Annotated in this window: 19 protein-coding genes and 1 pseudogene; 13 read left to right on the top strand and 7 right to left on the bottom strand. The window is 65.9% G+C overall.

The annotated features are described in order from the left end of the window. Positions 1-87: 87 nt before the first annotated feature. Genes ABZ942_RS27725 through ABZ942_RS27710 form a run of 4 tightly spaced genes read right to left on the bottom strand, consistent with a single transcriptional unit; the run spans position 88 to position 2,938 of the window. Positions 88-669 carry a neocarzinostatin apoprotein domain-containing protein gene (locus ABZ942_RS27725; RefSeq protein ID WP_357386915.1) on the bottom strand — a complete coding sequence of 194 codons (582 nt, stop codon included), beginning with the start codon at positions 667-669 and terminating at the stop codon, positions 88-90. Positions 670-675: 6 nt separating this feature from the next. Next, the gene (locus ABZ942_RS27720; protein WP_357386913.1) at positions 676-1,095 is read right to left on the bottom strand and encodes a neocarzinostatin apoprotein domain-containing protein; all 420 of its coding nucleotides are present in this window, start codon (positions 1,093-1,095) and stop codon (positions 676-678) included. A gap of 20 nt (positions 1,096-1,115) precedes the next feature. Next, entirely contained in the window at positions 1,116-1,709 is a 594-nt protein-coding gene (locus ABZ942_RS27715) for a neocarzinostatin apoprotein domain-containing protein (protein WP_357386910.1), read from the bottom strand. Next, entirely contained in the window at positions 1,706-2,938 is a 1,233-nt protein-coding gene (locus ABZ942_RS27710) for a hypothetical protein (RefSeq protein ID WP_357386908.1), read from the bottom strand. Before ABZ942_RS27710 ends, ABZ942_RS27715 begins: the two co-directional genes overlap by 4 nt. Before the next feature lie 235 nt (positions 2,939-3,173). On the opposite strand from ABZ942_RS27710, the gene ABZ942_RS27705 reads away from it, so the two are divergent. The 8 genes from ABZ942_RS27705 to ABZ942_RS27670 are packed head-to-tail and all read left to right on the top strand — an operon-like array spanning position 3,174 to position 10,885. Then, positions 3,174-4,781, top strand: coding sequence for a carbon-nitrogen hydrolase family protein (locus ABZ942_RS27705; protein WP_357386907.1), 1,608 nt, complete (start codon positions 3,174-3,176; stop codon positions 4,779-4,781). 20 nt (positions 4,782-4,801) lie between these two features. Next, entirely contained in the window at positions 4,802-5,626 is an 825-nt protein-coding gene (locus tag ABZ942_RS27700) for an oxidoreductase (protein ID WP_357386905.1), read from the top strand. Beyond that, positions 5,623-6,588: an alpha/beta hydrolase gene (locus tag ABZ942_RS27695; RefSeq protein WP_357386903.1), complete on the top strand. Its 966-nt coding sequence runs from the start codon at positions 5,623-5,625 to the stop codon at positions 6,586-6,588. Before ABZ942_RS27700 ends, ABZ942_RS27695 begins: the two co-directional genes overlap by 4 nt. Continuing rightward, positions 6,582-7,703, top strand: coding sequence for an aromatic ring-hydroxylating dioxygenase subunit alpha (locus ABZ942_RS27690; protein ID WP_357386901.1), 1,122 nt, complete (start codon positions 6,582-6,584; stop codon positions 7,701-7,703). Before ABZ942_RS27695 ends, ABZ942_RS27690 begins: the two co-directional genes overlap by 7 nt. Then, positions 7,700-8,386 carry a hypothetical protein gene (locus ABZ942_RS27685; protein ID WP_357386899.1) on the top strand — a complete coding sequence of 229 codons (687 nt, stop codon included), beginning with the start codon at positions 7,700-7,702 and terminating at the stop codon, positions 8,384-8,386. Before ABZ942_RS27690 ends, ABZ942_RS27685 begins: the two co-directional genes overlap by 4 nt. Further along, on the top strand, positions 8,383-9,300 hold the full coding sequence (locus ABZ942_RS27680; RefSeq protein ID WP_357386897.1) for a hypothetical protein: 918 nt from the start codon (positions 8,383-8,385) through the stop codon (positions 9,298-9,300). Before ABZ942_RS27685 ends, ABZ942_RS27680 begins: the two co-directional genes overlap by 4 nt. Continuing rightward, on the top strand, positions 9,297-10,082 hold the full coding sequence (locus ABZ942_RS27675; protein WP_357386895.1) for an SDR family oxidoreductase: 786 nt from the start codon (positions 9,297-9,299) through the stop codon (positions 10,080-10,082). Before ABZ942_RS27680 ends, ABZ942_RS27675 begins: the two co-directional genes overlap by 4 nt. 59 nt (positions 10,083-10,141) lie before the next feature. Next, the gene (locus ABZ942_RS27670) at positions 10,142-10,885 is read left to right on the top strand and encodes an arylmalonate decarboxylase (RefSeq protein ID WP_357386893.1); all 744 of its coding nucleotides are present in this window, start codon (positions 10,142-10,144) and stop codon (positions 10,883-10,885) included. On the opposite strand, the gene ABZ942_RS27665 is transcribed toward ABZ942_RS27670, so the two are convergent. Continuing rightward, positions 10,879-11,712 carry a CoA ester lyase gene (locus tag ABZ942_RS27665; protein WP_357386891.1) on the bottom strand — a complete coding sequence of 278 codons (834 nt, stop codon included), beginning with the start codon at positions 11,710-11,712 and terminating at the stop codon, positions 10,879-10,881. The genes ABZ942_RS27670 and ABZ942_RS27665 overlap by 7 nt on opposite strands. Before the next feature lie 205 nt (positions 11,713-11,917). On the opposite strand from ABZ942_RS27665, the gene ABZ942_RS27660 reads away from it, so the two are divergent. Then, on the top strand, positions 11,918-12,916 hold the full coding sequence (locus tag ABZ942_RS27660; RefSeq protein ID WP_357386889.1) for an alpha/beta hydrolase: 999 nt from the start codon (positions 11,918-11,920) through the stop codon (positions 12,914-12,916). Positions 12,917-12,941: 25 nt separating this feature from the next. Here the strand turns inward: ABZ942_RS27660 and ABZ942_RS27655 are convergent, their stop codons facing one another. Both ABZ942_RS27655 and ABZ942_RS27650 read right to left on the bottom strand, forming a co-directional pair. After that, complete coding sequence (locus ABZ942_RS27655; RefSeq protein WP_357386887.1) at positions 12,942-14,468, bottom strand: threonine/serine exporter family protein; 1,527 nt, start codon at positions 14,466-14,468, stop codon at positions 12,942-12,944. A 188-nt stretch (positions 14,469-14,656) separates the two neighbouring features. Next, on the bottom strand, positions 14,657-15,778 hold the full coding sequence (locus ABZ942_RS27650; protein WP_357386885.1) for an epoxide hydrolase family protein: 1,122 nt from the start codon (positions 15,776-15,778) through the stop codon (positions 14,657-14,659). Between the two features lie 130 nt (positions 15,779-15,908). Between ABZ942_RS27650 and ABZ942_RS27645 the strand changes: the two are divergent. The 4 genes and pseudogenes from ABZ942_RS27645 to ABZ942_RS27630 all read left to right on the top strand — a co-directional run. Further along, a pseudogene (locus tag ABZ942_RS27645) lies at positions 15,909-16,370 on the top strand (hypothetical protein); the annotation flags it as partial. Further along, positions 16,368-17,609, top strand: coding sequence for a M4 family metallopeptidase (locus ABZ942_RS27640; RefSeq protein WP_357387923.1), 1,242 nt, complete (start codon positions 16,368-16,370; stop codon positions 17,607-17,609). The pseudogene ABZ942_RS27645 and the gene ABZ942_RS27640, both read left to right, overlap by 3 nt. A 175-nt stretch (positions 17,610-17,784) precedes the next feature. After that, complete coding sequence (locus ABZ942_RS27635; RefSeq protein WP_357386883.1) at positions 17,785-18,663, top strand: alkaline phosphatase family protein; 879 nt, start codon at positions 17,785-17,787, stop codon at positions 18,661-18,663. 315 nt (positions 18,664-18,978) lie between these two features. Further along, the coding region (locus tag ABZ942_RS27630; protein ID WP_357386881.1) for an NAD(P)-binding protein at positions 18,979-19,238 on the top strand (260 nt) is incomplete at its 3' end.

Raw genomic sequence — 19,238 nt, 5'->3', positions numbered from 1 at the left:
ACAGCGCGGGCTGCCAGCCATTCGGCTACCTCGCGCGAACGGATGTGGCCCGGCGGTCCGGAGCGTGCTGCCCCGGACCGCCAGGTTTCAGTAGTGACGGCCACGACGGCGTACCACGATGAGCACAACTGCCGCGAGGATTACCACCACGCCGATACCGATCCAGACCACGACGGCGGTGTTGCTGCCGGAGTCGGTGTCAGCTGTCTTGCTCGCGGCAGCTGAGGGTTTCGGAGCTGCCGCGGCAGGCCCGAAGGTCAGCGGCACCGAGGCGATGATCTCGCTGGCGTTGGTCAGGCTGGTGACGCTGATCGTGCAGGCTCCGGGAGCCGCGGTGCAATCGGTGCCGCCGATGTCGGCGACCAGGGTGATTGCCCGTTTGTCTCCGCTGGGTTGCCATGTGCCTTGCCCGTCTGCCGCGCCGAGCATCGACCCCGGCAGGTTGCAGTCCCCCGGGCCCATGATCCGCGGTTTACATTGCCCGACCGCGACCGCGGCCATATTCGCGGGCAGGCCGTCCAGTGTCACCGTGATCATTTGTCCCACAGTGAGTCCGGTCGTCTGGCTCGCGTGCAAAGCCGGAGCAGCAAGTGCCGCGGGCGCGCCACCCAGCAGCCCGACCATCGTGAGCGCTGCCAGAGCTGCCGCGCGCCGTCCGATGAGTCCCATGCCGCCCTACCCGAATGCCAGTGGCGTGGCGAGCAGGATGTTGCCGGGATCGGTCAGGCTGGTGACCGCGATGATGCACGCACCGGCGGCAGCCGTACAGTCGACTCCGCCAACGGAACCGAGCAGGGTGATCGCGCTACTGCCGCCGTTGGGCCGCCACGTACCCTGCTCGTCGGCTTTGCCGAGCAGGGTGCCGGGGAGATTGCAGTCCGCGGGCCCGGCGACCTGAGCTCTGCACTGCCCTACCGCCACCGATCCGAGATCCGCAGCCAGACCGTTCACGGTGACCGAGATGGTCTGTCCCGCGGCAACTCCGCTCGTCTGGCTGATTTGCAGTACCGGTGCGGCCGCTGCGGGGCCCGCACCGACAGCCGCGGCAATGGCGACGGCTCCGAAAACGGCGAGCCTGGTGATGATGAGCTTCATATTCTTCCTCCAAAGGGATTTCACAACCGCCGCCGATCGGCGAGAGCGAGGCCGGCCACGAGCACGAGCAGGCCTGCGGTTACCGCCCACAACACGGTGGACGGGCCGTTGATATCGGTGTCGGCCCGCACTGACACAGCCGGCGCGGGCGCCGGAGCGGCCGTCGGTAGTCGCGAGCCCGCGAAACCTATTGACACCGAAGCGGAATTGGCCGCGATGACCGCCGGCGGCTCGGTGCCCGGCAACGGCGCGGCCGCGATGACGCACTGCTGCTGATCGCAGTCGATGTTGTGGAATTGATGGTGCACGGTCAATGTCAGCGGACCGAAGGTGCCGTCGCCGCCGATGTTGACGAAAGTCGCACCGCCGTCCAGGTCACAGTCCTTCAATCCGTTGCTGAAGCCCTGTTTGCACATGCCGACCGCGACTGCGGCGAGTCCGGCGCGGAATCCGCTGCCATGCACGGTGATTCGCTGGCCGTCGACCAGTTCGGCGGTCGAGCTGACCTGTAGCGTGGCCGGTTCGTCCGCGAATGCCGCTACCGGAGACCCGAAGAGGAATCCGCCGAGCATTGCGGCCGCTACCATCCGGGTCGCAGTACCCAGACTTGTCATTGTGCACTTCCTTCGCTCGCTGAGCCGAGCGCGTTCGGCCGTCCGCGGGACTGACGCCTGCTGAACAGCAATGCCGCGATCAGTACGCAGGCGGCCAGTACGGTCAGGGCCGATCCGGTATCCATGAGCCGATCGAGCAGATCGACCAGACCCAGTCCGGCCAATCCCGCGATCGCCGCGACCATCGTGCTGACTGTTGCGGCGGCGCCCCGATCGGCCGGCGTCGAGGTCGCCCACATCGTCTCGTCGAGCGCCGTCATCGCGCGGGCTGCGGCCATCAGGGCCACCGCCAGTCCGATCGTCAATGTCACCGGGCCAGGCGCGGTCGCGATGAGCAGCGGACCACCCGCTGCCAGGATCAACAGGATCGGTACGGCGGCCGGGCGATGCCCCGGCAGGGCGACGACAAATATGGTCGGTGCGGCGGCGAACAGTAACCAGCCGAGTTGCTCGGACCCGAATTCGTTCCAGCGGAACAACAATAGGTGCAGCGCCGGTAGCACCGTACCCCCGACCGCGAGGCCGATCGCCACGTAGCCGGACAGGATCGAACGGGGCTGGATGTCGATTTTCGCGGGCCGCACGGGAAACAGCGGCCCGCGCCGGGAGATGCTCAGCAGTCCCGCGCCCGCGCCGAGGACGGCGGTCAGGCCACCCGCGATGATCAGACCCGAGCCGGGCTCCTCGTAGTAATGGCTGCCCAGCCATGCGGCGGCGGCCAGCCCGCCCCCGGCCGTGGCAGGTAGCACAGCAAAGCCGCCGGGCCCGAGATCGGCCGCGAGCGCACGCGCCATTGCCAGCAGCGGCCCCATTGTCGCGCCTGCCACCAGCACCGCGACCGTGAACACCACGACCGCATCGACCGCACCCGCCACGACGACCGCGACACCGACGAGAACCCCACTTGCACTTGCTATTCCACGAGAGGGTCGCCATCGCCACAGACTCAGCGCCGCAGTGAGCAGGCCGAGCGCGACCGCGGTGAGAACGATGTAGCCGACCACCGCGCCGGGCAGACCGACCGCGCCGCCGAACGGTTTGCCGAGCAGGACCAACTGCCCGCCGGCCACCGGTCCGGCGGCGACCGCGCAAAGCACGACCGCCGTGCTGCTCGCGGTCGACCGGACGCCGATTCGAGTGCCGTTCGCGTCGTTGCCGATTCGGCCTGCTGGAGTCCATGTCTGGCGGCCGGTGCTCGCGTTTTCCGGGGACGGGCGCTGCCTCGTCATCCTCAACCTCCACCCGTGTTCCACTGAGGGAAACACAGTTTCACGATTGCCATATTGAACCCGCGGCACCGACCAGTGTCAAGACGAGGCGAAAAAGCCACGTTCGGCGCGAATTACGGTGGCGTGAAATGTCGAACCACCCCTGGACAGATCCTTCGCCGGGGTACAGAATCGACATCGAGTTGGAAACGGTGTTTCTTGATACGAAACGCTACGAATGAGAGGGTCCGAGTTCATGACCCGAGTCGCGGCCGCACAACTGGCGGCGGGAACCGACGTCGCGGCCAACCTCGACACCTGCCTCCGGATGATCGACGCGGCCGCAGGCACGGAGCTGGTTGTCCTTCCTGAATTCTGTAACCATCTATCTTGGTACGCCGACCGCGCGCACGCCCACCGAATGGCATGCACCCTCGGCGACACGTTCCTCACCGCGATCGCCCAGCGTGCCCGCCGACATCGGCTGTACGTGAAGATCGGCGTCACGCTCGCTCGCGACCGCGGCCGAACGACCGGCACCAGCCTGTTGTTCGGACCCGACGGTGTGCTGCTCGGCGAATCCGACAAGCAGATCTTGATGGGCGCCGAGAACGACTACCTCGATCCCGGCCGGACCGAATCACCGGTCATCGAAACGCCATTGGGCCGGATCGGCATGTACGCCTGCATGGAGGGCGTCATCAACGAGGTCACCCGATCGCTGTCGTTGCGTGGCGCTCAACTGTTGCTCAACAGCCTCAACTCGTTCGCCATCGACGAGGCGAGCCTGCACATTCCGGTGCGCGCGGCCGAGAACAAGGTATGGGTGGTGGCCGCGAACAAGGTCGGTCCGCTGCTGCCGGCCGAGCAACTTCCGGTGATCGCCACCCGCCTCGGGGTACCGGAGGACCGATTGCACGGTGCGGGCGAAAGCCAGATCGTCGGCCCGGACGGCATACCGGTCGCGATAGCACCGGTCACCGGCGATGCGATCGTGGTCGCCGATATCGACGTGGCACTGGCCGACGATAAGCGCCGTCCTGACGGCACCGACATCATGGCCGCCCGCCGACCCGAGCTCTACGGCGCACTGACCAGCGCACCGCGCGGACGACGCGCACCGGCCGGGGCCGCGACACTGTCGACCGCCCTCGCGGTCGCCGACACCGCGGTGCTGGCCGAACTCGCGGCCGACGGCGTCGAGCTCATCGTCCTCCCCGAACTCGCGACCCCACCGATCCCGGAAGTCGTTCGGGCACTTCACGATACGCCGGCGCACGTGGTCCTCAGCGTGCGGACCCACGGTGCACATCACGCGATGCTGGTCAACGCCGACGGAGTGGTCGGCTACCAGCCGCAACTGCATCCGACCAACCGTCATCCATGGCTGACGGAGCCCGGCAGCGAGTTGATTGTTTTCGAGATGACCTGGGGCCGAATGGCAATCGTTGTCGGAGACGACGCGCTGTTCCCGGAGAGCTTCCGGCTGGCCGCTATTCAGGACGTGGACGTCGTGGCGGTGCCCTGCTCTCCCACCGAGCCGTGGGAGTTGTCCCTCGGCCTGGCCGAGCGCGCGGCGGAAAACCGGCTCAACGTGCTGGCCGCCGGCAGCAACGCAGGCGGCGAACTCCTCGGCGCGATCTATGCGCTCAGCCCCGACTTCACCCTGTGGACCGCGTGGAGCGGACCGTTCACCGGCGTGATCAGCCACCCGATCGTGACCGGCACACCGCCCGGCTCGACGAGCCTGCGGGCGACCGTGCACCCCGCCCAGTCCGTGAACCGCAACGTCTCCAAGGGCACCGACCTGGTGGACGGGCGCCCACGCTGGGCACTGGATGCCATGACGACAGAAGCACAGTGACGACAGAACCCGGAGCGACGATGAGTGAAACCGTGCAACACGTCGAGCAGATGGTCGACACGACGGCCAGAACAGACGTCACCGAGACCTTCCAGGAATGGCGAGAGTTATTGAGCGAACTACAGTCCCGGATCGCCGAACGCTTCGAACTCACCAGAGATCCCTCGACCGAAGACCTGGACAGCTACGGTGACCCGGCCACCGGCCCCTCCGGCAGCCTGGCCGCCTACACCGGCCCCGAGATCGACTGGCTGGTGCATTCCTGGATCGGCGACCCCGCAACGGGTTTCGTCAACCTGCATCTCACAGCATGGCTCGGACCGCAGATCAGGGTCCCCCATCTGGGCGTCGCATTGCTGTTATGGCCGCAGGGCTGGTTCTATGTCGACGCGATACCGCGCGGCGATCTGGTCGGCGATGGCGACTATTTCGACAGCTACTACGCCGAGAACGACCCGCCGTGGCTGGCGTTCAAGGAAGAACACCCCGACTTCACCTGGTTCACCAGCCGCACCGGGTTCATCCGGTCCAGCCTGTCTCCCACCGCCTACTGCTACTCCTTCCCGCCGAACCGCGCCAACCGCGCTACCGTCGCCGAACTACTCACCGCACGAGTAGCGCAATGGCTCGGCTGGGTCGACGCAGCGGCGCCGGTGCCCGACACAGAGCAGGCCGCTCTGGCGGACCGCGATCTGGCCATCCGCCGTAATATCGCCGAACGCGATCCCGCAAATGTGATGGGCGAGCGCATGTTCGGAGCCGACCTGACCCGGCGCCTGGTGCGCGGGCTGTGGGGCGGCGACCGCGTCCTACCGAGGCCGAGTGCTGGTGCGGGGGCGGCATGACCTGCATTCGTTCGCTCTGGTGGTCGGCGCGCACCGCAGGCGAGGCGCCTTTCGATACCGCGCACCTGAAGGTGTACTACCCCGCGATAGCCACCGGCTCTGATACCGAACGCCTCTCCGGCGTCTTCACCCCCGATCCATCGGCCGCACCGTATCCGGTGGTCGTGTTCCTGTCCGGGGTCAATGTGGGCCAGGATTCCTACCGCGGGTTCGTCACCGCCATCGCCGAAAGCGGCTTCGTCGTAGTGACTTTCGATCGAGTCGCCGAATTGTTCGGCGGCCAGCGCGGATTGACGGTCGGCGTCGACCTGGACGCTGCCCGCCCCGACGCCTACGGCACCCGCCCGACCTGTCCCGCGATCGGCACGGTCCTCGACGCGCTCACCGAGTTGAACACCCAGGGGCCACTACTCGGCGCCCTCGACCTGAACCGCGTCGCGCTCGGCGGCCACTCCGCAGGCGGGACGGTGGCGCTCCAGTCAGCACGCTTCTTTCCCGCGATCGGCGCGGTTTTCGCCTGGGGCGCGCACACGATGGTGGCCACCATGCTCGGCTGGCCCGCGGGCACCGTGCTGCCCGCACAGGTCGCCTGCCCGGTCCTGCTCGGCGTCGGCACCAACGACGGCGTCATCAAGGGCAGTGCCGATCGCTACGGCGAGGACGGCGCCGATCGCCCCGATCCGGTCGCCAGGACATTCGCCGAAGCCTTGCCGCCGGGCGAGCATCTACTCGCCGTCATACCGGATGCCAATCACTTCGGCATCGCCGAGGCCGATCCGACCGCCGCGCGCGCGTTCCTCGACGGACCGGACGACGCGGACGCGGTGCGGCCTTTCGCCCGAATGACATCGGCGTTCCTGCGCACCCACCTGTGCGACTCGGCGACGGCCCGCGCCGAACTCACCGAGCTGGCCGACGCGAACGTGTTGCGGCCCCATCTATCGGAGCGCGAACAATGCTGAAGAACTTTTGGTACGCACTGGAATTCGCCGACCAGGTCGGGCGAACACCGAAAAAGGTGACCTGTCTCGGCCAGGACTTCGTGTTGTATCGCACCCAGGCCGGCGCGGCGGTGTGCCTGTCGGATCTGTGTGTGCACCGAGGTGGCGCGCTGTCGATGGGCACGCTCACCGGCGACTGTATCGCCTGTCCTTACCACGGTTGGCAGTACGACGCCGAGGGCGCTTGCGTGCGAATTCCGGCGAATTCCGCGGATCGGCTCATTCCGAAGAAGGCCCGCGTCGACGCCTATCCGACCCAGGAGCGGTACGGCATGGTGTGGGCGTTCCTCGGCGATCTGCCCGAACCACAGCGCCCGCCGATCCCGGACATCCCGGTGCACGACGATCCGGCCTTCCGGGTCGTGCAGTTCGAGATGGAGGTCGAGGCCAACTACGAACGCACCTTCGAGAATGTCGTCGACGCCTCGCACACACCCTTCGTGCACGGCACCAGGTTCGGCAATCCGGATAAGCCCGAAATACCGAATTTCACCATACGCAAGGATGATTGGTCCGCCGAGGCCGACATCCAGCTCAGCCCGCCACCGCCGGGCGGGCTGTGGGGAATGCTGTCCAGGAACAAGCCACGCCCCGAGTTCGTGACTGTTACCAATGGCTGGTACCTGCCCAACGTGGTGAAGCTGCACATTCGGCTGCCCATCGGCGATCTGCTGCTCTACGACTTCAATATCCCGCTCTCCCAAGACCGCACCCTGATCAAGATCCTGGGCTACCGCAACTTCTTCACCAGCCGCTGGGCCGACGCCGATACTCGCCGAAGGATCAAAGACATTCTGCTGCAAGACAAACCGGTGGTCGAGTCACAACGGCCGGAGCTGCTGCCCTTCGACCTCGCCGACGAATTGCATGTGCGCAGCGACGCACTGCAGATCGCCTACCGGCGCAGACGCACCCAACTGATCAAGGACGGGTGGTGGCTCGGCGGCGACGACATCATCACCGGCGACGGACCACGCCGCACCGCCACCGTCATCGCCTCCCCCGCTCGCCGCGACAACCCCGAACTCGACCAAGCCTGGGTGCACAAGGCCCGCAACGGAGGAACACCACAATGAGCCTGCCCACCGAGCTCAGCGAACGCACCTTGCAGACCCTGAGCACAGCCCTGGAACTCAGCACCGCTCGAGACATTCCCTTGACCAGCACCATGGCACCGGAGCCGGTCGGCAGGCTGCGCGTGCTGCGCGGTGATCCGATCGACAAGGTCGTCACCGTCGACCTGGTGGTCCCGGCCATCGGCCTGGACAGCCACATGATCTTCGCCTTCACCCCCGCCGACTCGGCGGTCCCGCACTTCACCCTGGACTCGGTGCACGCGGACTACTACGCCATGCACCTCGATCTCATCCCCCGCATCGACCTCGCGGTACATCTCGCCTACCTCGACGCCGCGTTCCTGCCACTGACTCCGCTGCTCGAGGCGGCCTGGCAGATCGAAGGCGTGTCCGCAGCGGCGGTGGGTCTTCGGCAGCGGGCAATGATGTCGCCGTGGATGGTCGTGTGCCGAGCCACCGAAACCGCCTTCCGTGCACTCGATGCCACCGTCCGCGACTACCTCGGGCACTGGCTCACGTTGGTAGACAAGGGAGTTCCAGCCGTCACCGGCGATACGGCCGCGCGCGATCGGGCCAACCGCGCGAATCTGTTCAGCCCGGCGGTCGACCCGGTGTGGGCGCAGGTAGCCCGGCTGCTCGGCGACGAACAAGCCGAGCGGGTGCGGGCGGAGCTGCTCGGATGACCGCGGCCGAAGCGCCGAGCCAATGGCAGCAGCGCATCGCCGGGGAATGGGTAGGCAGACCATCGCTGTTCGCCGCCGACGGTGTCTGGCGGGGTTTCGAGGACATCCGCCGCTCCTCGGTGTTCGCCGATGGGACAACGACTTACTACATGGACGGCGGTCTCACCGGGGGCGGCGATCTCGCCGGGCGGTTCGCCCTCGGAGCGCCGTTCGCCTTCGGCGTGATCGACTCCGACAACGACCGCCTCTACACCGGCCCCGACTTTTACGGCGCGGGTAGACCTTACGGGGGTTTCGTCGACGCGCACTACTACGGCCCCGGCTGGCAAGTCGGTTTGAACACCTGGAATCAGACACTCGGCGACACCCAGGTCTATTCCTCGGTGCTGTACCAGGGACCGGCCATGATCGGGATGTTCAACGGTGTCTACACCCGCGACCCCGCTCTGGCCGACGAACTCGTCGATCACGAAACACGTTGCGGTGCCACCACTTTCATACTTCCAACCAAAGACGATTGCCGATACACCGGCGACTGCGAGCTGTGGGGCGCCGATCAGCAGCGGCGCGGCACGGTGCGGATCGTCCTAGAGGTGACACCGCTGAGCCTGCTGACCGCCGAGCACCGCGTCACCTGGAGCGGCGCGCTCGACCGCGAGTACGAAGCCACTGTGCGCCGCGACGGCGTCCGCTCCTTCCACGAGGGCCCCGGTGTGTGGGGCAACGCGACCGCCTACGGCCGAGCCAACTACCCGGTGCTGCACCTGTCCGACGGCGGGAAGCTCAACGGACGAGAATTCATGATGAATGCCGAACCCGGGATGGGCGCGGGCTCCGAGCTTGCCGTGGTCTACGAACTGTTCGAACACAACTGCCTCAGTGCAGTACTGCATGGCGTGCTGATGCGCTCATGAGCACACCGTCGACCAGAACCGTGGTAGTTACCGGCGGAACACGCGGCATCGGACTCGGCATCACCCGCGCCCTGCTAGAGCGCGGTCATCGAGTCGCGCTGTGCGGCACCGATACCGAGCGGATCGACGAGCTGCGGACCGAACTGTCGGAGAGCGCGCTGGTGGTGCCTGCCGACGTCACCGACCGCGAGCAACTGCAGGGACTGTGGGATGTCGCGGCCGAGCGTTTCGGCGGGATCGATGTCTGGATCAACAACGCGGGCATCTCCCATACCCGTACCCCGGTGTGGGAGCTAGCCGCCGACGATGCCCGGAAAGTGGTCGCGACCAATCTGATCGGCACGATCAATGGGTCTGCCGTCGCCATCGCGGGCATGGTGAGCTCCGGCGGCGGGCACGTCTGGAATATGGAAGGCCTCGGCAGCGACGGACGCACAGTACCCGGCCTGTCGGTCTACGGTGCAAGCAAACGCGCACTGACCTACCTGACCAAGGCCTTGGCGAAGGAGGTTCCCGCCGGAGTTTCCGTCGGCTTGCTCAGCCCGGGCATGGTGGTCACCGATCTGCTGACCCAAGGATACGCCGACTCAGCAGAATTAGCGAAGGCGCGCAAGATATTCAACATCCTCGCCGATCGCGTCGAGACCGTCGCACCGTGGCTGGCCGAGCACGCCGTCGCAAGCCGGCGCAACGGCGCCCACGTGCGCTGGCTCACCACGCCGAAGGTGATCGGACGTTTCGCCACCGCACCGTTTCGCCACCGGGACCTGTTCACCGAATGACTACGGGTGCAATGGATTACCCGATTGCACTGGCCTCGAGAACTACTGGGAGATGATCAATGCCTGACGTATTGGGCTGGCGCATGAAGTTCGGCGTACTCGCTCCGTCGACGAATACGGTGGTAGAACCGGACTTCGCCCGCATGGGTGTACCCGGAGTGACCGCTCATTTCGGCCGCATCCACATCCGTGATCAGAACATGGGCGACGACGCGGGCATGGACCAGCTGCTCGCGCAGATCCGTGCCGAAATGGACGTGACCTGTGCGCGGGTCATGACCTGCGAACCGGACTACATGGTGATGGGCATGTCGGCCGAGACGTTCTGGGGCGGGGTCGAAGGCAACCGCAAATTCGTGCGGCAGATCCACGACGCGACCGGACTGGCGGTCGCCACCGGTGCCGAAGCGTGCCGGCGAGCGCTGACGCTCAACGGCGCAAGGCGAATCGGCGTCGTGACGCCCTATCAGCCGGTCGGCGACGACAATGTCATCCGATTCTTCGGCGAGCTGGGTTTCGAGGTGGCCGCGATCAAGGGGTTGCGCTGTCCCACCGCGGTATCCATCGCCCATGTCCGCGAGGACACGCTCCGCGACGCCCTCCGCGAAGTGGACAGCGACGATATCGACGCACTCGTCCAGTGCGGCACCAACCTTTCCATGGTGCGCCTGGCCGACGAGGCGGAACGCTGGCTGGCCAAACCGGTGATCGCCATCAACGCCGCGACCTGGTGGATGGCGCTGCGCGACAACGGTATCCAGGACCGAATCGAGGGCGTGGGGTCACTGCTGCGCGATCACTGAGCGGGGGGTCGGCCTTCCAGCAGGCGGCGGGCCCGGCGGACCACGGGCAAGTCCACCATTCTGCCGACCTCATCGAGGACGACTCCGCCTGCGGCGGACTCGAATCGGGCGACCAGCACGCGTGCACGCTCGATCTCGTCCGCAGTGGGCGTGAACACCTCGTTGACTATCGGGACCTGCGCCGGATGTATACACGCGCGGCCTCGAAACCCTATACGCGCCAATGCTTTCGTCGATCCGCGCAGCAGCTGCAGGTCACGGAAGTCCGTGCTGACCGGCCCCAACGGCGGCGCTATTCCCGCCGCCGCACTGACAAGCACCACCTGCGAGCGGACCGCCAGCAGTTCGCGACCGTCGGCGTCCGGATCCACACCGAGATCCGCGCACAGGTCGGCCTCCCCGAGCTGGAGCCGTGCCACCCGCGGCGCCGTGGCGATCGCCCGGGCGTCGAGCACCGCGGCCGCACTCTCCAGCAGCGGGCACACCGCGATCGCCCCAGGCTTTGATTCACCCTCGCGCAGCACCGTATCGACCTCCCGAACCTGTTCCGCCGATTCGGTTTTGGCCAGGCATAGCATCGAAACCGCAGGCAGGGCCACCGCTCGCACATCATCCAGTCCCGCCGAGCCAGAATTCACCCGCACCCAGATCCGTTGCCCAGCAGCACCAATCGTGCGCAGCCAGGCGGAGACCGCGGCACGCGCCGCAGCCTTCTGAGCCAGCGGAACGGCATCCTCGAGATCGAGCAGAACGACGTCCGCCGGACCTGCCAGCGCCTTGTCGAACAGTTCCGGGCGGTTGCCCGGCACGTACAGGGCCGACCTCACCGGGCCACCTTGTGCGCACACCGGTCAAACCATTGGAGACACTGTTTCCTCATACGAAACATCTATCATGCCGCCCTCTCGCCGTCCAGAACGGATCGGACCCGTTTCCGCTCTTGACACCAGTCCATCGCTGGGCCTTAATGACATTCAAGAAAGAAACGCTATTCCGCCATAGGAAACAGCGCGCTCAGTCGCTGGAGTCACGATGAACCTTCGATGTCCCGCTTCGGCGGTCGCCATCCTTTGCACCGCCGTCGCCCTCAGCAGTGCGACGGCCACTGCCGCCGAACCCACCGGCATCCCGGAAGCCATCGACATCCCTTGCGCCGCACGAACATTGCATCAGAATGCCGACTGGTATCTGCCCGCCGGGACGCCACGGGGCTTGCTCTGGTTGCAACACGGTTTCGCCAGGACCGACGCCAATGTCGCGGCGTTGGCCGAAGACTTCGCCGCCGCAGGCTATCTCGTGTTCGCGCCGAGCCTGCCGTTCATCGACATCTCGGGTTGTACCTTGCAGAACCTGGGCGACAACACCGGTTTCCTGAACAACGTCGCCGACCTGTTCGGCACCGCAACCGATCCCACCGCGCCGCTCGCTCGAAGCCTTGCCCGAGCCGCCGATTCAGCCCGGCGCACAGATCTGCGCATCCCCGATCAACTCGTCTTCATCGGCCACTCCGCGGGTGCCGAAGCCATCGAATACGTCGCGCACCGGCTGCACACGGACTACCCCGGCACCTGGCCTTCGTTGCGCGGCCTGGTGCTGCTGGACCCGGTGAAGTCGTTCCTGGGCAACAACACCGAGCGCGCACTCGCCGATCTCGACACCACGGCACTGCCCATCCTGACCATCTCGGCCCCGCCGTCGCTGTGCAACAGCCTCGGCAGCGGCACCGCCGCCGTCCAACAGCTCCTCCATCGGTCCTACGTCGGAATACGAATCGGCTCAGGCGTACACACCGACGCCGAGGGCCCGAGCGGCGACCTGATGGGCGACCTACTCTGCGGCACACCGGAAAGCGTCAACATCTCGACGCTCCGCACGTTAGCGATCGGCTGGGCGGGCGACTTCGTCACCGGCACCAGAACCGCCGACTACTACCCTGTCGACGCCCCACGCTCCGACGCCGCCGAAGCCAAGGCAGCCGTCGCGAACGCCATCGCCGCCGCACCCACCGCGCAGATCCTCTCCGGGTCATGATCGCGTTCGAGATTCGCTCCCGCGGTTACGAATCCGGTTGCCCGTCGGCCTCCTGGGCAGTCGGTCGCGGCTCGGTGTCGAGGCTCGCCGAGCGAATCCGCGTTCGTGTGCTGACCATACGACGCGCCCCGCCGGTAGCCACAATATTGCCCAACACCAGGCCCGCACCGATGGCCAGCGTGGTGAGCACGGAAAGAGCGAACGACACTCCTGATCCTGGCGAATGTCCGATGAACTGTAGTAATGAATGGGCGACCGCCAGGGACGGCAACAGAGCGCCGCAAAATGCCGGAACAATTATCGATGCCGCAGAAATGCGCAGGCGGGCCGCCGTCCACGTGCTGACGGCGCCGAGTATCGCCGCGCCGAGCATCAACGACAATTGCAGCCCGATATGTGCACGCGCACATAGCTGCACAATCAGCTGCGTGAATACCGCCGCCGCCATGGAAATCGGCACCACCCGCGCGGTGGCCCCCTGAGCGAAGGCATTCGCCGCGGCAGCGATCGCCGAGGCGAACAGCGCCCAGCACGGCGTCAGGCCGGTCAGCTGAATCGCCGACGGATCGACTTCGAGATGCACCCACCGGGTCGATATCAGGCCCGCCTGAATGCCGGTCACCATTCCGAGCACCACCAATCCGATGCCGAGCCCGCGCACCAAGGCCAGGCTCCGAAAGCCGGATATCGCGTCCTGCGCGGTCGCGACGATCGACGGATGTGGCAACAGCAGCACCACGCATGCGGCGACCATGCTGGCCGCCTCGCCCGGATTGATCGAGCTGTATGCCATCGCCAGGCTACCGGCCGTCGTCGCCAGCGCCATCTGCGCAACGGCGACGAAAAACGTTGGCAGATAACGTCTCCCGAGCAACTTACCGAGGTACATCAACATGGACATCAGGACGAACGCGCCCGCCGCCGACCAGTAGGTCCCGCCCGCCTGCAGCGCGACGACTACACCCAGCACGCCCATGGCGCCCGCGACAACCCGATAGGGCCATCGCGGATCCGACCGTATCTCCTCGACGAGTCGCCGACTGGCCTGGGTCATGTCGGTCTCGTGGCTCACGATGTCGTCGACAACGCCGTATACATTGTTGAGCCGGTGCAGGTCGGCGCCGGTGTCCCGGACGGCCCGCAATCCGGCGATGGTCGGCTCGTTGGGCACCGCGTACACCATGTGGATCGACGAGCCGGGAAAGTCGAGTTCCACAGCTGCCAGATTCCAGGTCGCCGACACCGCGACGATAGCCACCTCGACACTGCGCGCGTCAGCCCCCGACGACAACATCACCTCCCCCAGGTCCAAGCAGAAGTCGATGACCTGACGGGCCGAATACTCATCTCCGGTCGCGGTCGGTGAAGGCGAGACGCCCGAGTAGATGCTCCCGCGTAGCAACAATGCGATATCGCGCCGCTGCTCGGGTGTCGCCACCCGTGGCCGCCGCTGCCGAACAGGACGCCGGGCACCGTTGACGGCATTGGTGACCGATGTGCGAGGCCTGCGCTTCGGCGTGGGCATGATCTCCAATCCAGTGCTGGACAGCATGACGGAAACCCGCTCGTGCGCACCACCACACCAGCGTTGCTGTCAGATTGCCCATCGACAGCGCGAAAAACCTTGAATTGTGACGACACTAACTACTGCTCGACGATACGGGCGAAAGGTATTCGTGCCCGGCCGATGGTGGGCAGCACCCTCCCCGGGCGCGGGCTTCCCGGGGAAGGGACGGGCAGTCAGCGGAAGAGGCGGAAGAACCCGCGCACCTGCTCGACCAGCGACTCCGGCTGCTCCAGCGCGGCGAAGTGGCCACCTCGCGGCAGCTCCTCGAACCAGCGCAGGTCGGTGAACCGCAGCTCGGCCTCCCGCCGCGACGGGCGGGTTATGTCGCGCGGGTAGACCGACAGCCCGGACGGCGCGGTGACCTTGTCCCGGAATTTGGCGTAGCTCTCCCAGTACAGGCGCGCCGACGAGGTGGCCGACGCGGTGAACCAATAAACCGAGATCTCATCGAGGATCTGCTGCCGCGACAACGCGTCCTCGGGGTGGCCGTTGTGGTCCGTCCAGGCCCAGAACTTCTCGGCGATCCAGGCGGCCTGGCCCGCCGGGGAATCGGTGAGGCCGTAGCCGAGCGTCTGCGGGCGGGTCGCCTGCTGCCCCGAGTACCCCCGGCCGGTGCGCCGGAACTCCTTCTCGGCCTCGAGGTTCGCCAGCTCCGCGGGCGTCGGGTCGTCGAACGTGCCCGCCGCCACCGACCCCAGGTTCAGGTGCACGCCGGCGACCCGCTCGGGCGCCACCTCGCCCAGCGCGCCGGACACCGCCGAACCCCAGTCACCGCCCTGCGCGCCGTACCGCTCGTACCCGAGCGAGACCATCAGCGTGTCCCAGGCGCGCGCGATACGTTCGACGCCCCACCCGGTCGTCGACGGCTTGTCACTCCAGCCGTACCCGGGCAACGACGGCGCGACCACGTGGAACGCGTCCGCCGGGTCCCCGCCGTGCGCGCGCGGGTCGCTCAGCGGACCGAGGACCTCCAGGAACTCGAGCACCGAACCCGGCCACCCGTGCGTGAGCACCAGCGGGAACGCGTTCGGCTCCGGCGAGCGGACATGCAGGAAGTGGATGCCCAACCCGTCGACTGTGTCGCGGTACTGCGGGAAAACATTCAGCCGCTCGGCGAACCCGAAGTCGTAATCGTCGGCCCAGCTGCGGCAAAGCTCCTGCGCATAAGCCAGCGGCAACCCCTGCGACCAGTCGTCCACCGGCTCGGGCTCGGGCCACCGCGTCCGTCGCAACCGTTCCCGCAGATCCGCGATCTCGGCATCGGTAATGCTGACCTCAAATGGCTCGGCGACCATAGCGAACTCTCTTCCTCGGTAAGACATTATCGGATCGAATGAAGCCGTCGACCGGCTCCCGTTAGCTCAAAGATTCCCTGCCCAGCCCTGCCTTTCCCCAGTCTCGTCGCCAGTCGAGTCGACCACCCATATGTGGTTCTACTTGGTCATGCAACCCACACACAAACGGGCGGGTCGAAATATCGCCTTTGCTTTAATTGCTGTCGGGGCAATGATCTTCGCGTCTGGCCCTGGCGCCAGCGGGCAGCCGCCGGCCAGTCCATCCGCACCATCGAGTTCAGATTTGTCTGCCGTTCCGAAAGAAGTGACCACAGATCCCCAGGGAGCCGTCGAGCAGGTGGTCCCGAAGGATCCGATCAAGGTGCCGGCGGGAACGGCCGCCGATGCCAAGGCCGCGGCGCAGGCGCACGCGGCCGGTGTGCAGAAGGCGCTCGGCGGAAATGGTGATACCGCAGGCGTTTTGGTGGTGGAGTCGGTATTCCCGGTTGGTAAGGGGTCTACGGTTCGGCTGCGCCAGGAGATCGACAAGGTTCCGGTGTTCGGCGCGTCGGCGGCGGAGTCGCTGACCGCCGACGGGTCACTGATCTCGGTGACCGGGTCGTTGTCGAAGAAGTCGCGGGGCAAGTTCGCGACAACCACACCGTCGGCGCAGGTACAGCAGTCCGCGCTGAAGAAGGTCGCCGAGCAGAGTAAAGCCGCTCCGGACAAGCTGACCGTCACCGAGACGAAGGCCTACTGGTACGACGCGAAGCTGGTTTCCAAGAAGAATGCGCAGAGCGTGGCGGTCCCGGCGTTCAAAGTCGACATCAAAGGCCCCAGCGCCGACAAGAAGGGCGAGCCCGCGACCTGGGTCGTCTTCGTAGACGCCACCAACACCGGCAAGGTGCTCGGCAGCTGGAGCGAGACCAAGCACCTCAACCGAGTCGTGTGCGACAACGCGAACCAGCAGATCGACCCCAACCAGGCCGGCTGCGGCACCGACAGCATCCAATCCACCAGGGCGGAGGGCGAGGCTCCCAGCGGCATCGAGGATGTCGACAAGATCTACGACTACCTGGGCAACACCGAAAAGTTCTACGCCCAGTACACCCAGGTGGCGAACCTGACCAATTTGATCGGCAATGACACCGGGGATGGTCACGGTCAGGCGTTGCGCGCCACCGTGCGTCTCTGCACTTACGATGAGTGCCCTTATCAGAACGCATTCTGGTCGGGCACTTACATGGCCTACGGTTCGGGTCTGACCACCGAGGACATCACCGCGCACGAACTCACCCACGGCGTCACCCAGAACACCAACGGTCTGGTCTACAGCGACGAGCCCGGCGCGATCAACGAGTCCATGTCCGATGTCTTCGGCGAACTCACCTTCCTGGTGGACACCGCGAACCCGTGCAATACTGCCCAGAATCGGTGGAAGCTCGGTGCCTGCAGTTCCATTGGTGTGATCCGGGACATGGCGAACCCGAAGGCACATCGGCAGCCCGACTCCTATAACGGGCAGTACTGGTACACCGGTAGCGGCGACAACGGTGGTGTGCACACCAACAGCGGAGTGGGCAACAAGACCGCGGAGCTCCTGGTCGATGGCGGCAGCCTCAATGGTGTGACCGTCACCGGTCTGGGCATCGAGAAAACCGCCGCGCTCTACTGGACCACCCAGACACTTCTCTCGGCCAATACCGACTATGCGGCATTGTCGAGTGCGCTGAAGAACGCGTGCAACACCAATGTCCAGAACAGCACCGCGGGAACAACGGCGGCCGACTGCGTCCAGGTGGCCAACGCCACCAAGGCCACCATGTTGCCACAACTGAAGACCCGCACCTGACAACTACTATTGAGATAAAGCTGGACGTCTCACCGCGCTCGTCATGAGCTCGGTGAGACGTTCTTTTGTACCTCGGCAAATACGTTCCCCAGTTGTCTGGCTGGACGCGGAGGTGGTGACGCGCGAGGCTGTTTACCGGCGGTCGCGGATCGCCACAGACGCGAGGAGTGTCATTGTGCGAATTCCCCAACTCGCCCAAGCGTTTTCCGTCGTCGCCGGGGCGTTGGCCCTGGCCACATCGACCGCCCTGTCCCCCGCCGGTGCCGACGCCACGACCGTCCCGAAATTCGATCACATCGTCCTGGTGATGTTCGAGAACACGGGCTATGACGCCATTATCGGCAGTACCGATGCCCCCTACTTCAACAAGCTGGCCGACAACGGCGCCTTGTTCACCGACTCGCACGCCCTCACCCACCCCAGCCAGCCCAACTACATCGCGCTGTTCTCCGGCGACACGCAGGGCGTCACCAGTGACAGCTGCCCGCACAACTTCACCGGCGTCGACAACCTCGGCAGCCAGCTCAGCAAGGCCGGACTGCAATTCATCGGCTACGCCGAGGACCTGCCCAACGCCGGCTACACCGGATGCAGTGGCAGCGGCGGCAGCTACCGGCGCAAACACAACGGCTGGGTGAACTTCGACAATGTCACGGCCACCTCGAATGTGCCGTACTCGGCGTTCCCCTCGGACTACGCCCAGCTACCCACCGTCTCGTTCGTCTCGCCGAACATGTGCAACGACATCCACGACTGCCCGGTCGCCACCGGCGATACCTGGCTGAACAAGAACCTGTCCGGCTACGCGGAATGGGCCAAGGCCAACAACAGCCTGCTGGTCGTCACCTTCGACGAGGACGAAGGCACCGGCGTCAACCGCATCCCGACAATCGTCTACGGCGCGAACGTGAATCCCGGCCAATACCACGAGCGAATCGACCACTACTCGATGTTGCGCACCTTCGAGAACGCTTACGGCTTACCACCACTGGCCAACGCGGCCCACGCAACCCCCATCACCGACATATGGAGAACCACCCCGACCGCCCGTTGAGCACCGCACCAGGTACCGCGGCCGTGGTCCCGGCTACCCCTGATGGCCGTCATCGGGGTAGCCGGAACCGGTGCGTGTGGCGGGAAGCACGTTTTCGCCGCGATCCGGGAGCGCAGTTCCCCACGGCGACAAGGGTATTCGGTGCGGTCAGCGGCCCTCGGCGCAGGCGCGACCGACCAGGGCCTCGAGCTGCGCGGCGTTGCCGGAGATCGGCTGACATACCGGTCACTACAACTTGACGTGATCTAAGTTCGTCGAGTAGAACTTAGATCATAATGACGAACTAAGTTCGTTTCGAGGTTGTGGAGGTATGTGATGCGAGTTTCCGTAGTCGGAGCCGGTCTGGGAGGTCTGGCTCTCGCGCAGGGTCTGCGAGGCGCCGGGATCGAGGCCGAGGTGTTCGAGCGTGACCCGGGGATCGTCGCCCGATTCCAGGGCTACCGGCTGGTACTGAACCCGACCGGTTTCCAGGCGGTGCGTAACTGCTTGCCGGAACGCTGGCACCCGCTGCTGGACGAGATCGTCATGGACGCCTCCGCCGAGCAGTTGATCCTGGACCCACAGCTCAACGAGAT

This window comes from Nocardia sp. NPDC046473 (genome assembly GCF_040645995.1).
Classification (GTDB): domain Bacteria; phylum Actinomycetota; class Actinomycetes; order Mycobacteriales; family Mycobacteriaceae; genus Nocardia.
The sequence above is the reverse complement of the archived record's forward strand: the minus strand, read 5'-3'. Positions and strand labels throughout refer to the sequence as shown.

Bases quoted from the DNA above. Each gene is read 5' to 3' on its own strand.
- ABZ942_RS27725 (WP_357386915.1), bottom strand. From the start codon at position 669: ATGGGACTCATCGGACGGCGCGCGGCAGCTCTGGCAGCGCTCACGATG.
- ABZ942_RS27720 (WP_357386913.1), bottom strand. From the start codon at position 1,095: ATGAAGCTCATCATCACCAGGCTCGCCGTTTTCGGAGCCGTCGCCATT.
- ABZ942_RS27715 (WP_357386910.1), bottom strand. From the start codon at position 1,709: ATGACAAGTCTGGGTACTGCGACCCGGATGGTAGCGGCCGCAATGCTC.
- ABZ942_RS27710 (WP_357386908.1), bottom strand. From the start codon at position 2,938: ATGACGAGGCAGCGCCCGTCCCCGGAAAACGCGAGCACCGGCCGCCAG.
- ABZ942_RS27705 (WP_357386907.1), top strand. From the start codon at position 3,174: ATGACCCGAGTCGCGGCCGCACAACTGGCGGCGGGAACCGACGTCGCG.
- ABZ942_RS27700 (WP_357386905.1), top strand. From the start codon at position 4,802: ATGAGTGAAACCGTGCAACACGTCGAGCAGATGGTCGACACGACGGCC.
- ABZ942_RS27695 (WP_357386903.1), top strand. From the start codon at position 5,623: ATGACCTGCATTCGTTCGCTCTGGTGGTCGGCGCGCACCGCAGGCGAG.
- ABZ942_RS27690 (WP_357386901.1), top strand. From the start codon at position 6,582: ATGCTGAAGAACTTTTGGTACGCACTGGAATTCGCCGACCAGGTCGGG.
- ABZ942_RS27685 (WP_357386899.1), top strand. From the start codon at position 7,700: ATGAGCCTGCCCACCGAGCTCAGCGAACGCACCTTGCAGACCCTGAGC.
- ABZ942_RS27680 (WP_357386897.1), top strand. From the start codon at position 8,383: ATGACCGCGGCCGAAGCGCCGAGCCAATGGCAGCAGCGCATCGCCGGG.
- ABZ942_RS27675 (WP_357386895.1), top strand. From the start codon at position 9,297: ATGAGCACACCGTCGACCAGAACCGTGGTAGTTACCGGCGGAACACGC.
- ABZ942_RS27670 (WP_357386893.1), top strand. From the start codon at position 10,142: ATGCCTGACGTATTGGGCTGGCGCATGAAGTTCGGCGTACTCGCTCCG.
- ABZ942_RS27660 (WP_357386889.1), top strand. From the start codon at position 11,918: ATGAACCTTCGATGTCCCGCTTCGGCGGTCGCCATCCTTTGCACCGCC.
- ABZ942_RS27655 (WP_357386887.1), bottom strand. From the start codon at position 14,468: ATGCTGTCCAGCACTGGATTGGAGATCATGCCCACGCCGAAGCGCAGG.
- ABZ942_RS27650 (WP_357386885.1), bottom strand. From the start codon at position 15,778: ATGGTCGCCGAGCCATTTGAGGTCAGCATTACCGATGCCGAGATCGCG.